Origin of the sequence: Alkalibacter mobilis (assembly GCF_015594845.1) — a bacterium.
GTDB lineage: Bacteria > Bacillota > Clostridia > Eubacteriales > Alkalibacteraceae > Alkalibacter > Alkalibacter mobilis.
This window is the reverse complement of record NZ_JADNRK010000014.1, coordinates 41,496-54,630: the sequence shown is the minus strand read 5'-3', so window position 1 is coordinate 54,630 and position 13,135 is coordinate 41,496. Positions and strand designations below refer to the sequence as shown.

The 13,135-nt window shown below is 37.8% G+C and carries 15 protein-coding genes; all 15 read right to left on the bottom strand.

All coding sequences use genetic code 11. From position 1 onward, the window contains the following. Positions 1 to 218: 218 nt before the first annotated feature. The 15 genes from scpB to murD all read right to left on the bottom strand — a co-directional run bounded on the left by scpB (position 219) and on the right by murD (position 13,131). On the bottom strand, positions 219 to 758 hold the full coding sequence (gene scpB / locus IWB18_RS08310) for an SMC-Scp complex subunit ScpB (RefSeq protein WP_195683159.1): 540 nt from the start codon (positions 756 to 758) through the stop codon (positions 219 to 221). 5 nt (positions 759 to 763) lie between these two features. After that, entirely contained in the window at positions 764 to 1,480 is a 717-nt protein-coding gene (locus IWB18_RS08305) for a segregation and condensation protein A (RefSeq protein ID WP_195683158.1), read from the bottom strand. Between the two features lie 21 nt (positions 1,481 to 1,501). Beyond that, positions 1,502 to 2,113 (bottom strand): site-2 protease family protein, encoded by a 612-nt coding sequence (locus tag IWB18_RS08300; protein WP_207740787.1) that lies wholly within the window; start codon positions 2,111 to 2,113, stop codon positions 1,502 to 1,504. Beyond that, on the bottom strand, positions 2,113 to 3,387 hold the full coding sequence (gene lysA, locus IWB18_RS08295; RefSeq protein WP_195683157.1) for a diaminopimelate decarboxylase: 1,275 nt from the start codon (positions 3,385 to 3,387) through the stop codon (positions 2,113 to 2,115). The genes IWB18_RS08300 and lysA overlap by 1 nt, the downstream gene beginning before the upstream one ends. A gap of 63 nt (positions 3,388 to 3,450) precedes the next feature. Continuing rightward, complete coding sequence (locus IWB18_RS08290; RefSeq protein ID WP_195683156.1) at positions 3,451 to 4,620, bottom strand: phosphopentomutase; 1,170 nt, start codon at positions 4,618 to 4,620, stop codon at positions 3,451 to 3,453. Positions 4,621 to 4,637: 17 nt separating this feature from the next. Further along, on the bottom strand, positions 4,638 to 5,174 hold the full coding sequence (locus IWB18_RS08285) for an NUDIX hydrolase (RefSeq protein ID WP_195683155.1): 537 nt from the start codon (positions 5,172 to 5,174) through the stop codon (positions 4,638 to 4,640). 27 nt (positions 5,175 to 5,201) lie between these two features. Further along, positions 5,202 to 5,666 carry a transcriptional regulator NrdR gene (nrdR, locus tag IWB18_RS08280; protein ID WP_195683154.1) on the bottom strand — a complete coding sequence of 155 codons (465 nt, stop codon included), beginning with the start codon at positions 5,664 to 5,666 and terminating at the stop codon, positions 5,202 to 5,204. A 139-nt stretch (positions 5,667 to 5,805) separates the two neighbouring features. Then, positions 5,806 to 6,861 carry a cell division protein FtsZ gene (gene ftsZ / locus IWB18_RS08275; protein ID WP_408626611.1) on the bottom strand — a complete coding sequence of 352 codons (1,056 nt, stop codon included), beginning with the start codon at positions 6,859 to 6,861 and terminating at the stop codon, positions 5,806 to 5,808. A gap of 43 nt (positions 6,862 to 6,904) precedes the next feature. Further along, positions 6,905 to 7,252: a small basic family protein gene (locus IWB18_RS08270; RefSeq protein ID WP_332310680.1), complete on the bottom strand. Its 348-nt coding sequence runs from the start codon at positions 7,250 to 7,252 to the stop codon at positions 6,905 to 6,907. A 27-nt stretch (positions 7,253 to 7,279) separates the two neighbouring features. Continuing rightward, positions 7,280 to 7,984: a DUF881 domain-containing protein gene (locus tag IWB18_RS08265; protein WP_195683151.1), complete on the bottom strand. Its 705-nt coding sequence runs from the start codon at positions 7,982 to 7,984 to the stop codon at positions 7,280 to 7,282. Beyond that, positions 7,981 to 8,691 carry a DUF881 domain-containing protein gene (locus IWB18_RS08260; RefSeq protein ID WP_195683150.1) on the bottom strand — a complete coding sequence of 237 codons (711 nt, stop codon included), beginning with the start codon at positions 8,689 to 8,691 and terminating at the stop codon, positions 7,981 to 7,983. Before IWB18_RS08260 ends, IWB18_RS08265 begins: the two co-directional genes overlap by 4 nt. 17 nt (positions 8,692 to 8,708) lie before the next feature. After that, a complete protein-coding gene (locus IWB18_RS08255; RefSeq protein WP_195683149.1) occupies positions 8,709 to 9,470 on the bottom strand; it encodes a cell division protein FtsQ/DivIB in 762 nt (253 codons plus the stop codon). A 2-nt stretch (positions 9,471 to 9,472) separates the two neighbouring features. After that, entirely contained in the window at positions 9,473 to 10,597 is a 1,125-nt protein-coding gene (gene murG / locus IWB18_RS08250) for an undecaprenyldiphospho-muramoylpentapeptide beta-N-acetylglucosaminyltransferase (protein ID WP_195683148.1), read from the bottom strand. After that, the gene (gene ftsW, locus IWB18_RS08245; RefSeq protein WP_195683147.1) at positions 10,594 to 11,757 is read right to left on the bottom strand and encodes a putative lipid II flippase FtsW; all 1,164 of its coding nucleotides are present in this window, start codon (positions 11,755 to 11,757) and stop codon (positions 10,594 to 10,596) included. Before ftsW ends, murG begins: the two co-directional genes overlap by 4 nt. Before the next feature lie 18 nt (positions 11,758 to 11,775). After that, complete coding sequence (murD, locus tag IWB18_RS08240; protein ID WP_195683146.1) at positions 11,776 to 13,131, bottom strand: UDP-N-acetylmuramoyl-L-alanine--D-glutamate ligase; 1,356 nt, start codon at positions 13,129 to 13,131, stop codon at positions 11,776 to 11,778. Between the last annotated feature and the right edge of the window lie 4 nt (positions 13,132 to 13,135).

Genomic DNA, 13,135 nt, shown 5'->3' with positions numbered 1-13,135 from the left:
TGTTATCGGACATGTTTCATAGCCTCCTTTGGTTCGATTTTGTGTGGTAACTTGATTTTACCAAACGGCTATGGACACGTCCATTTTTCGTTATTTTGTTTTTGCGAAATTAATTATACGTTATCTTTTATATTTTATCTCACTTGATGTATATTATCAATAACAACATGGCTGAATGAATCCCCTTAAGAATCAACAAAAAATGAGCCTAAGCTCATTTAATTTATCTTTTCCTGTATACCTTCGACAAACTCTTCGAAAGCCGGCAATTCCTTTAAACTTCCAATGTCGGCATATTTTAGAAATTCCAGCGTCGTTTCGTACAAGATGGGCTTTCCTGGTGCATCCAGCTTTCCAGCTTCCCTGATAAGCGTTCTATCTATCAACGTCTGTATCGAACTGCTTGACTTTACGCCTCTCAATGATTCGATTTCGACCCTGGTCACAGGTTGCTTGTAAGCTACGATAGCCAATGTTTCAAGAGCCGCCTGTGATAAATTCCCCTTGTTTTTCTCATAAAGCAGTCCATGAATATACTCGTAATTATCAGGATTAGTGCACATTTGATATTTTGAATTCATCCTTTTAATAAGTATTCCCCTATTTTCTTTTTCGCTCTCTTCAGCGATTTCATCCAACACATTTTTGATTTTACCCGGTTCTAAATTTAGCGACTGGGCAATTTCATTGGCTGAAACCGGTTCGCCCATGGCAAACAAAATACTTTCAATTATAGATTTTTGTTTATTCTTATCCACTCAAATCACCCTTCGCACCTGCTGATAATGATATTTTCAAAATTCTTGTGTTGCTTGTAGGATATAATGTTATTCTTAATCAATTGCAACAAAGCCAAAAACGTAGTGATGACGATTGTTGCAGATTTGCAACCTTCGAACAACTCTTGAAATAAAACTTCATTTCGCATTTCCAAAACCCTTTGGATTTCAATAACCTTGTCCTCTATTCTTACAGTTTCCTTCTGTATCTTGTGAACCTTAAAATCGTCTTCTTTCAAGAGATCAGCCGTAGCAAGCACATTTCTCAAAGCTTTTAACAATTCATCAAGATCAATTTCCGTTTCGATTTCTTGCTTGATTTCAACATATTCCGGATCTTTAAAACAAGTCCGCAAATATACTTCCTCTTTACTTTTCATAAAAGAGCTGATCTCTTTGAAAATTTTGTATTCGTATAATCGCTGAGCCAATTCTTCTCTCGGATCTATTTCGTCGCCGTTTTGATCTTCCTCTACAGGAAGCAGCATCTTAGATTTTATCTCGATCAACTTTGAAGCAACCAAAATAAATTCACTTGTCAATTCTAGATCTTTCTGCTTTATGCGATCGAGATATTCTAGATATTGCCTTGTTATTGACGAAATAGGTATGTCAAAAATATCGATCTCATGTTTGTTGACCAAATGCAACAAAAGATCAAATGGGCCTTGAAATTCTTCCAGTTCCACTTCGTAATTCATTTTCGCACCTTTTCTTGATTCTTATAAAAATATCTGAACCAGATTTATTATTCCCACTGCCAAATAGTTGTAAATGGGGAAGATGATTTTAGAAACCATTCCGCTGACCGCCAACCCCAATAGTATCATGTATCCAATTTTTTCGTACTTCCATATAAAAAAAGAAAGATTTTCAGGAAGGATACTTGCCAACACTTTTGAACCATCCAATGGAGGTACGGGCAACATATTGAAAACTGCAAACACAACATTAAACTGAAAAAGCATTCCTAAGAAAGAGCTCCAAATTCCATTGGTGGCAATCAATAGTCCCATGGAAATGGTGGCTATTATAACATTTGCAACGGGCCCTGCTAGAGCAACCAATAAAGTACCCATTTTTTTGTTTTCAAAATATTCAGGATTGTAAACTACCGGCTTAGCCCACCCGAATCTGAATAAAAACAACATCAGCAAACCTGTTGGATCAATATGCTTTATAGGATTCAACGTAAGTCTACCCATACTCTTTGCTGTAGGGTCTCCTAGTTTGTATGCAACCAATCCATGAGCCAATTCATGAAACGTCAAAGATATTAAAAGCGCTGGAACTATGTATATAAAATCTTTAATATTATTCAAAAGTGAGTCCATCAATCATACCAACTTGGAATGCGATCCTTGGATACCAAGTCTGCATATGTCTCTCTTTCAACTATAAGTTGATCCTCATTTCCCTTTAAAAGAACTACTGCAGGTTTGGGTAATCTGTTGTAGTTGCTGGCCATGGAATAATTGTAAGCTCCAGTGTTTAAAACAGCCAATATATCTCCCGCTTCACATTTTGGCAGCAATACGTCTGTTATCAATGTATCCGTTTCACAACATCTTCCGCTTATGGTCACAAGTTCTTCATCGTCATCATTATATTTTGGCTTATTTGCAACCACTGCATGATATAGTGCATTGTACAAAGCAGGTCTCGGATTATCTCCCATGCCTCCGTCCACACTTATGTATTTTCTAGTGTGCGGGATTTCCTTTATAGTACCTATCTCGTATAGGGTGATTCCTGCCGGGCCGACAATGAATCTGCCCGGTTCCACCAGTATTTTAGGAAATTCGATATCTAATTGTGTCGATTTTTCCTTTATAAACTCTACGAGTTTCTTGATATAATTTTCGATATCAAAGGCCCCTTCATCATTTAAATAAGGGATTCCAAACCCACCACCCAAATTGAGCTGTTTCAATTCAAATCCATTGTTCGTTAATTTTTTCATTAATTCCAACATTGTTCCAGCAGCTATTAAAAATGGTTTTTCATCAAATATCTGTGAACCTATGTGGCAATGAAGTCCAATTATATTTAAATTTTTGTATTTGTTCGGATCTGACAATACGCTTTCCATCAATTTCAGCGGCACCCCAAATTTTGAATCTATACGACCTGTTTGAACATATTCATGGGTATGAGCCTCTATGCCTGGCGAAACTCTTACCATGACATTGGGTCTGACATCCATCTCTTCTGCAATCTCATTTAAAATTCCCAATTCATATTCACTGTCAGCGACAATTTTTCCGATTTTATTTTCATAAGCCATTCGTATTTCTGAAATTGCCTTGTTCGAACCATGAAAACATATTCTGTTTACAGGAAAATTTGCAGTGATAGCAGTGTATAATTCTCCTCCTGAAACTACGTCCAATGAAAGCCCTAGCCGCTGTATGATTTTGCACATTGCAGTAGTCAAGAAAGCTTTTCCTGCATAATTTATTTCGTAATCTATCATCGTTTTTTCAAAAGCAGATTTTATTTTCATGGAATTTTCTTCGATGATATCCTCACTCAGTACATAAAGCGGTGTGCTGTATTTTTTTGCCAATTCAACTGTATCGTGATTGGAAAATATGAAATTACTCATTTGCTTACCTCCGTTTTTCTTTTGTAACATTCTAATTTTATCATATGAATAATAGATTCAAATCTAATGATCCAATATTTTATCCGCAAAGCTTTTCCCGTTTCTAATTGGTTTGGTTTCTAATAATTCTGCAACTGTCTGACCAATGTCGGAAAAACTCTCTCTGATCCCCAAATCAACATTTTTAATTTTAGTTCCATAAACCAGGATCGGTACATACTCTCTCGAATGATCAGTACTTGCCGTAGTCGGATCACATCCGTGGTCAGCATTGATTATTAGGATATCATCCTCTTTGATTTGTTCCATAAGTTCGCCAAGTTGTTCATCAAACACCATCAAGGCCTGGGCATATCCCTCCACATCATTTCTGTGTCCGAATTTCATGTCGAAATCAACCAGATTAATGAAAATCAGACCTTCCTTCACAATTTTCATGTGCTCCATTACTTTTAACATACCATGCCTGTTATCATTCATTTTCGAACTTTCACTAACTCCATAACCATTAAAAATATCATGAATTTTTCCTATTCCGTATACTTTAAGACCTTTATCTTCTATTCTGTTCAAAACCGTATCATGAAATGGGTCCAAAGCATAATCGTGCCTATTTGCGGTTCTAACGAAATCTCCATTTTTAGAGCCCGTAAACGGCCTTGCAATTACTCTGCCTACAGCAAGATCTTCTTTTAACAGCTCTCTGGCCTTCTCACAAATCGAATAAAGCTCTTTTAAAGGGATTACGTCTTCATGTGCAGCTATTTGAAAAACGCTGTCGCCCGATGTGTAGACAATGGGCGATCCGGTTTCCATATGTTTTTCACCTAAAATATTTATGATTTCAGTTCCGCTTGCTGCATAATTTCCTAGAACCTTTCTTCCGATGGCATCTTGAAACTCTTGAATAAAACTATCCGGAAAACCGTTCGGGAACAGTGGAAAGGGCTTTTCTAAAATTATTCCCGCCATTTCCCAATGACCCGTGGTCGTGTCTTTACCCGGAGATTTTTGTCCTGCTTTGCCAAACGCACCGGCGGGTATTTTTGTTCGGGGAATATTTGACACCCCTTGAATATTTCCCAATCCAAGTTTTTCCATGTTTGGCAATTTTAGCTTTGGCATTGCTTTATAGAGATTACCCAAGGTATTGCTGCCTTCATCACCGTATAAATTAGCATCTGGCAGCTCTCCGATTCCCACACTATCTATTACTATCCAAATAATCCTCATTGATGCTGCACCTCCAATCAATCATTTGCCAATACTAGGCTCCTATACATAGTAATTGCCGCCAATGTTTTACCATCTTTGATTTTTCCCTCTTTTATCATTCCATCCAGACTTTCCATCTCAACTTCAACAACATCAATAAACTCATCTTCATCTCTATTGATTTTTCCAACTAACAGTTCGTTAGAATAATACATGTAAATTATCTCGTTGGAAAACCCGGGAGAAGTATAAATTTCTCCTAGTTTTATAAGTTTGCGCGGGATAAATCCGGTTTCTTCTTCCAACTCCCTGACAGCACAAGCTTCCGGTAATTCGCCTTCATCTATTTTACCTGCAGGAATTTCTAGCAGATCCAAATCAACAGGTTTTCTATATTGCCTTATCATGACTACCTTGTTGTTATTGACAGCCAATACTGCACAAGCGCCGTTGTGTCTGACTATTTCACGGTAGGAAATTTTTCCGTTTTGCAACTCAACCTTTTCCACATCCAAGTCAAGTATCTTTCCTTTGTAAATTTCTTTTGTTTCAAGTGTTTTTTCGTAACTCATATATTCTCCTTTAGAAAAAAACCCTGTTTAAACAGGGTTGTTCTCTTTCAACAGCTTATTCAATTCATCTATAAAAGTGTTTAAATCTCGAAATTGTCTGTACACAGAAGCAAATCTGACGTAAGCAACTTCATCAACTTTCTTCAGATGTATCATTACTTTCTCTCCTATGGCAACCGATGAAACTTCTCGATCAGATGATTGATAAACTTCTCTTTCAATATCATCAACTATGGATTCAATTTGATTGATTGAGATCGGCCTTTTCTCACAAGCTCTGAGAATTCCGTTTATGATCTTGCTTCTATCAAATTGTTCTCTATGACCGCCTTTTTTCACAACCATAAGAGGTATGTCTTCAATTTTTTCGTATGTAGTAAATCTCTTTGAACAACTGAAGCATTCTCTTCGTCTTCTAATAACGTTTCCTTCTTCAGTAGGTCTGGAATCCACTACTTTACTCTCCATATGATTGCAAAATGGACATTTCAAAAATAACTCCTCCTAAAACAACATGTAATAATTATAACCGATGTTTTTTTTAATGTCTATAAATCTTTAAATCACAACGGGCCGTCAACAACCCTCTCAAGTTGAAAACGGCCTGAAATTCAATATTTAATCTAGCTCTCTATTTATTTCGTTTTAAAAAATTCGGGATATCAAATTGATCAAAATGACCTTGATTCTGCTTGCTCTCTCCAGTTTGAACCGGCTTTCCATGCTGTTGAACAGTTGATTGAGTTGCTTTATTTGAAAATCCTGTAGCAATGACAGTAATTTTGATTTCATCCTCCATACTTTCGTCTATTGCCGCTCCAAATATTACATTTGCATCCGGATCTGCTGCTTCTCTTGCAATTTCTGCTGCTTGATCGACTTCGAACAATGTCAAGTTCGATCCACCGGTAATATTCAGAAGAACACCAGTTGCTCCATCGATCTGAGTCTCCAACAACGGACTATGAATAGCTTGTTTAGCTGCTTCCACGGCTTTATTCTCTCCTGTTGCAACTCCTACACCCATGTGTGCCAATCCTGTGTCCTTCATTATTGTTTTTACATCTGCAAAGTCCAAGCTCACAAGTCCCGGTATGGCTATTAAATCAGAAATACCCCTAACCCCTTGCAGCAGTACATTGTCTGCCATTTTAAAGGCATCTCTAAGGGATGTGGTCTTATCCGCCAACTGCAATAATCTATCATTTGGAATGGTAACCAGGGCATCGACATTTTCGCTTAAAAGTTTAATTCCAAGGTCTGCATTGTTCATCCTTACTTTTCCTTCAAAAGAAAAAGGTTTTGTAACCACACCTACGGTTAATACACCCATTTCTTTCGCAACCTTGGCAACTATAGGAGCAGCTCCTGTACCCGTACCGCCACCCATTCCGGCGGTTACGAACAACAAGTCAGTTCCCTTGATCGATTCCCTAAGTTGATCTTCACTTTCCTCTGCGGATTTTTGACCTATTTCCGGGTTGGCTCCAGCTCCGAGGCCTGCAGTTGTTTTTTCGCCTATTTGTATTCTTTCTTGTGCCAATGACAAGGATAAAGCCTGATTGTCAGTATTGATCACTGCAAAGCTCACACCTTTGAGGCCTGACTCGATCATTCTGTTCACGGCGTTGTTTCCGCCGCCACCTACACCTATAACTTTTATTGAAGCAAATTGTTCAAATTCCATATCAAATTGAAGCAAATTAATACCCCCCATGAATAATTTTATGTTATCTGTTGTATTTTTCTTCTATTTTTTTTAATATGATCCTGCGAATTATAGCAAAATTCTGGAACATTCTCGTTCCAAAAGTGAAGATTGCAGCATAATACAGAGGAATCCCAACCCTGTCCCCGAAATAAGCCAAAAAAGTGGCTATAATTATATTTCCGAAGAAACCGGAAATAAAAATATGGGAATCAAATTTATTCTCCAACTCGGCTCGCACACCGCCAAAAACCGAATCAAGTGCGGCCAGCAGTGCGATCGACATGTATGAAGTATATGAAGACGGAAGATCCACTGGAATGATAAAACCAAGAAAAACCCCCAGTGCCAATCCCAAAATCGCTAAAATCATTTTATCACCTTTCCATGCGAATCCCTAGAGATTATCTCTGCTTTTTATTAGAATTTCATCTCTTTCGCGGATATTCACCATAATGTCCCAGTGTCTTAACAGCTGGACGATACTATCTTGTGACTCCAATCCGGCGTATAGTTTTTCCTTGTCACCTATGGCTTCTATAACAAATGGTGTTCCAGCCACAAAGTCATCGACGTATATTACAGGGCCTGCACAATCGATATTAGAATCCCATGTAAGGCGGTATCCGTTTAACGCTATGACTTCTGCTCCGTTGGATCTTAATTCATTGATAATTTCTAATACATCACTATTGTGGATAATGAAATTATTAATATTTTCCCCCGGTTCCAGGATTCTGGTGCTGTCCGCCAACTCGATGCTTATTCCCTCACCTTTTACATCCAACTTTCCTGTAATTATATCATATTTGGACAATTCATTGAACAGTTCATTTTCCAATGCGTCATAATCCGGATTCTCAAGAGAATATTTCTCAAGTTTTCCTTCGAGTTCGGCAATTATTTCTTTCAGTTCATCATTTCTTGTTTTTTGTTGACTTATTTCAGTCTGGAAACTGTATATGGTTTTGGCCGTTACGATACCACTCCAACCATCATCGTCTCGTGATGTATTTGCAAAAAAGAATGAGATAAGTATTCCTATTACCGCAAAGACAATGAATACATTCAAATTCATTTTCCCGGTTTTTGCTTTCATCATTCACTCACCACCGGTTTTGCATACCTGTAACTTATGACCCCTTCGTATTTACCAACCAAGAGTTCAGACTCGTCTTCGATATCCACACTTATATAATTTGCCCTCATTATATCCGCTATCCCGGCTCTGATCAGTACTGCCGATCTAAGTGTTTTCGTGTCTCCGATAACTTTAAACACAAACGGCCTGGAGTGTTTTTTTCCATTGATATTTATATGACTTCCCGCCAGCCTGATTTCCGAAGTGCTTATTATTCTCTCGTCGTTGATCGATACTGCTTCAGCTCCAGCTGCATTAAGTTCATTTACCATAAGAAGCAACAACTCGGAATTGTATAAAAAAGGATCGAATCCGTCATTCTCAACGCTGTCATAATCCAACGTAATGGTTACACCGCTACCGGTCACATCAGTTTGTCCTGAATACAGTTTGGCATTGTTCACATCTGAAACCAATTTCTCTATATACCTGTTATTGTCTGCTGCCAAAGATTCAAAGTCGGTGACTGCTTCTTGTAATTCTTCAGTCCTTATACTTAATTGCTCGTTCTCACGTTTCAACTGATTTAATTCCAGCAAAAGTTCATCAGCTCTTTGAGAGCTGACCAAGCCGCCCATATTGCCGATGGTTTGACCCTGCATCACCAGCATTATACCAATTATCGCAAATATGAATCCTATTACCGGTCTTCCTAAAAATTTTTTCAAAATATTTTCTCTCCTCGTTACCTTGGAGTATATGTGGGGTTTCCTCCATGGGTAAGATCAATTATCATCCTATCGTCATTATCATTAATGTATGTGTAAATAAAATCTATTTTGCTCTCCAGATTTTCCTTATCTTTAACTTTAATTATACTACCACCATTCGTATATATGTGCAATTGTTTTTCATTAGTCACGTATATTTCCGAAATTTTTCCAGTCAATTCATACTGCTTTAAGAGCGATATCGAAGTAACCAGGTTGTTCCCCACCCATAAAGGATCGGTTTTAATTTTCTCAGACTCTTTCGGATCACTTAAAATCCCATCCAAACCGGTCACGAGTGGTATGTTCAATCTTTTGACCTGATCTGAGATTTCAGCAACAGCACCTTCCTCATCCGCATAAACAAATTTTCGTTCGTTCTTGATTATAAATTCGGGTTCTCTTTCAGTTATGTAAATCTTTATGGTGTCCGGAAAGACCCTGATTATGCTGACATCTTTGATATATCCAAGTTTCTTAAGATTAAGCGCAGCCTCTTTTTTTTTGATAAGAATGATATTTTCTCCAAGTTTAAGTCCTGACGATACCATAAGCGTTTCCTTGTCGATCTTTTGGAATTCAGGGAATTCAATATTTTTAACTTCAAAGAAATCAGTAAAGAAAACAAAATTCAAACCAAAAACCAACAACACTACAAAAAACAACATCTTCAAAATTCCGATAATTTTTCTTTTTTTCTTTCTTTTGTTCTTGTTGTCTCTCTTTATATTTCCCATTTTTATGCATTTCCATTCAATAAGCGTTTTATCTCATTATAAAAGATCATTTCGGAGTCTATTATCGCTTTTGCCTTCATTCTTGCACGCATAGTCTCAAGCTCGCATCTTTTATCCGCCAACCAACTTATTTTGTCAAACAAAATTCCCGGATCATTCGCAAGATCACTATCCAATATCAAGATTCCTCCCCCTGAATCCGTCACAGATCTAGCGTTGTATTCTTGATGATTGTCGGTGGCATAAGGATATGGAATGAATATTGCAGGTGTCCCAACTGCAGCCAATTCAGCAACACTCATGGCTCCTGCTCTTGAAACTGCCAAGTCAGCACAACCATATATCTTATCCATTGAATCACTGTAAGATAAAATTTTAATTTTGTTGTTTTGATCGGGATCTATTCCTCGGGAAACTAATTCGGCCATAAAATCATCATATTTGGTTTTTCCTGTAATATGAATGATCTTGAGGGAATCAATCGTCTCTGCTGATGTAATGACCTGGATCATCGCCTTATTTATAGACTCAGCCCCAAGGCTTCCTCCGGCCGATACAACAACAAAATCTTCTTTCGAAAAACCCAGGTCATTTCTGAATGATTCGTAATCAGTTTTAAAGAATTCTCTTCTAACCGGGTTTCCGCATAGAAATATCTTGTTCTTGTTTTTGAAATATTCACGGGCATTTATGAAACTTATTCCTATTCTATCGACAAAACCACTCAGGAGCTTGTTGGTAGCACCCGGGAAAGCATTCTGTTCATGAATTATCGTTGGAATTTTCATTCTTGAAGCCCATAACAAAATTGGGCCACATACGTACCCGCCCATTCCTATGACAATATCCGGCTTGTATGCTTTTAATAATCTTCTTGCATCTCCCATACCCAAAAACAGCTCCTTGAAGCTTTTCAATGTATTAAACGAAAGTTTTCTATCAAACCCTTTTACCCTTATAAGTTCCAGTTCAAAACCATTATCGGGTACTATTGAAGTTTCCATACCTCTGTTAGTTCCCACAAACTTGATTTGTGAATCGGGTTCCATTTCACTGATATGTTTTGCTATCGCTATTCCAGGATATATGTGTCCGCCGGTCCCACCGGCTGCAATCAATACTTTCATATTTTTCTCCTCTTTGACGGAATGTGTTTCGAAATATTTAACATTATTCCCATACCGCCCATTAAAAATACTATCGAAGTACCACCGGCACTAATAAATGGCAATGGTATCCCTGTGACAGGTATTAGTTGTGTAACAACCGCTATATTTATCACGACCTGAATTCCTATCATGAATATCAGCCCGAAAGCCAACAATGAAGAAAAAGTGTCAGGAGCTTCCATGGAAACTTTAATTCCTCTCCAAATCAACACAAGAAACAGTATCAGTATGATCAATGTGCCAATCAAACCCAGTTCTTCCCCTATATGGGCGTATATAAAGTCGTTTTGGGGTTCAGGCAAGAAAAACATTTTCTGTTTTCCATTTCCCAATCCCTGTCCAAATACGCCACCTGAACCCAGAGCCAATATGGATTGCCTTGACTGCCATCCGGTTCCTGTGAGGTTTGACTCCGGATTAATAAATGCTTCCCAGCGATCTTTTCTCCATCCTGTCAAGATCAAATACACAGCTGCAGCCGCAACACTTCCGAACAAAGATCCTAGATAAATCATATTTCCGCCTGCAACAAAAAGCATCCCTATGATAATCATGGCAATAATCAAAGTTGTACTCAGGTTTGGTTGCATGATAATGATCCCACATACGACAACCATTAGAAACATGTATGGCAAAAATCCAACTCGGAATGTCCTAACCTTGTCTTTTATACTGGTAAGGGAAGCGGCCATGAAGATTATGACCGCAATTTTCGCAACCTCGGACGTTTGAAGTGATACTCCGAAAATTCTGATCCACCTGTAAGCACCATTTGCATAATGACCTATGCCTGGCACGAAAACCAGAAGCAAAAGCACTATGGATAGCACCAAAAGGTGAAACGCATATTTCTGATATATCTTATAATTTATTCTTGATACAAAAAACATGGTGAAAATTCCTACAACTGAAAAGAGCAGCTGTTTTTGAAAAATGGCGTATTGATCATCGTAAATAGCTCCAGATTGATAAATGCTTGCGCTAAATACCATCATTACTCCTATACAAGTGAGTGTTATTATGCAGAATGTTATCCAAAAGTCACTTGGTGAAGTTTTTTTCCTTCTTACGCTCTTTTTTTGTTTTTTATTCGGGTTTCCACTTACTGCAGATTTCAAAATATCACCCTCAATATTTTACAGTTCATTGACCAACTCTTTGAATATGTTCCCTCTTGTTTCGTAATTGTCAAACATGTCCCAACTAGCGCATGCCGGCGATAAGAGGACTACTTCTCCAGCTTTGGCCTCTTTATGACTCTTATCTACCGCTTCATTTAAAGATGAACAGATCTCTACACTGAAGAATCCCAGTTCTTCAGCCCTGTTCATTATTTTTTTTGCAGTTTCACCAATCAGATAAGCTTTTCTGACTTTGCCTTCAAATTTGTTTATCCAATCAGTAAAATCAGACTTTTTATCATATCCGCCACCTATTAAAATTACAGATCCATCGATCGCATCCAGAGCGGTTATACCTGCATCAGTGTTTGTACCCTTGGAATCATTGTAGTAAGTCACACCGTTCAACTCCCTTACGTACTCCAGTCTATGTTCTACCCCTTGAAAATTACATAATACCCTCTTGATCACATCAACATCAATTCCATAAAAATAAGCCACTGCTGCTGCCGCCAGCACATTCTTGACATTATGCATACCTGGTATTTTGAGTTCTGATATGTGCATCAAGTCTATTGATGAGCCATTTTTTGCCACTTTTATCATTCCTTGATCTAAAAAAGCTCCGTTCGTCACTGTTTCTTTAATGCTGAAAAATATTACCTTTGCACGAGTTTTTTCAGCTGACTTCCGCAATATATGATCATCCGCATTTAAAACGAGAAAGTCGTCTTCTGTGGAATTTTTATAAATATTTTCCTTGGCTTTTATATATTGTTCCATATCTTTGTGTCTATCAAGATGATCCGGCGTGATATTTAGCATAACTGATATTACAGCTCGGAAATTTTCGATAGACTCCAACTGAAAACTTGACAATTCAGCAATCACCACATCTTCTTTTTTAGCATTATCTACGCAATCAATTATTGGATAGCCAATATTTCCTGTTAAAAAAGCGTGAATATTCGTCGATTTGAAAATTTCATAAATCAAAGTTGTTGTGGTAGTCTTTCCGTTGGTTCCCGTGATTCCTATTACAGGCGCTTTCAAATGTCTGAAGGCCAACTCGATCTCACCTATGATCTTTATTCCTTTTGCACTGCACTCCAAAGGAATCTTGCTGTCGAGGGGGATCCCCGGACTTATTATCGCCAAGTCGACTCCATTAATTTTTTCAATCGGCATTTCATCTCCGAATACTCCATCCACCAAATCATGATGTTTTTCCAGAATTTCTATAAAATCTCTGCGTTTGAGACAATCTTGAGCATTTTTATCATACATGACTATTCTAAAGCCTTTTTTTAAAAGAAAATTTGCGCTGGCAATACCACTCCTGCCAAGACCTATTATTAATTTTTTATTCATTTGA

Coding starts and splice junctions, on each gene's coding strand:
- IWB18_RS08305 (WP_195683158.1), bottom strand. CDS start 1,480: ATGAATTACGAAGTGGAACTGGAAGAATTTCAAGGCCCATTTGATCTT.
- IWB18_RS08300 (WP_207740787.1), bottom strand. CDS start 2,113: ATGGACTCACTTTTGAATAATATTAAAGATTTTATATACATAGTTCCA.
- lysA (WP_195683157.1), bottom strand. CDS start 3,387: ATGAGTAATTTCATATTTTCCAATCACGATACAGTTGAATTGGCAAAA.
- IWB18_RS08290 (WP_195683156.1), bottom strand. CDS start 4,620: ATGAGGATTATTTGGATAGTAATAGATAGTGTGGGAATCGGAGAGCTG.
- IWB18_RS08285 (WP_195683155.1), bottom strand. CDS start 5,174: ATGAGTTACGAAAAAACACTTGAAACAAAAGAAATTTACAAAGGAAAG.
- ftsZ (WP_408626611.1), bottom strand. CDS start 6,861: ATGGAATTTGAACAATTTGCTTCAATAAAAGTTATAGGTGTAGGTGGC.
- IWB18_RS08265 (WP_195683151.1), bottom strand. CDS start 7,984: ATGATGAAAGCAAAAACCGGGAAAATGAATTTGAATGTATTCATTGTC.
- IWB18_RS08255 (WP_195683149.1), bottom strand. CDS start 9,470: ATGGGAAATATAAAGAGAGACAACAAGAACAAAAGAAAGAAAAAAAGA.
- murG (WP_195683148.1), bottom strand. CDS start 10,597: ATGAAAGTATTGATTGCAGCCGGTGGGACCGGCGGACACATATATCCT.
- murD (WP_195683146.1), bottom strand. CDS start 13,131: ATGAATAAAAAATTAATAATAGGTCTTGGCAGGAGTGGTATTGCCAGC.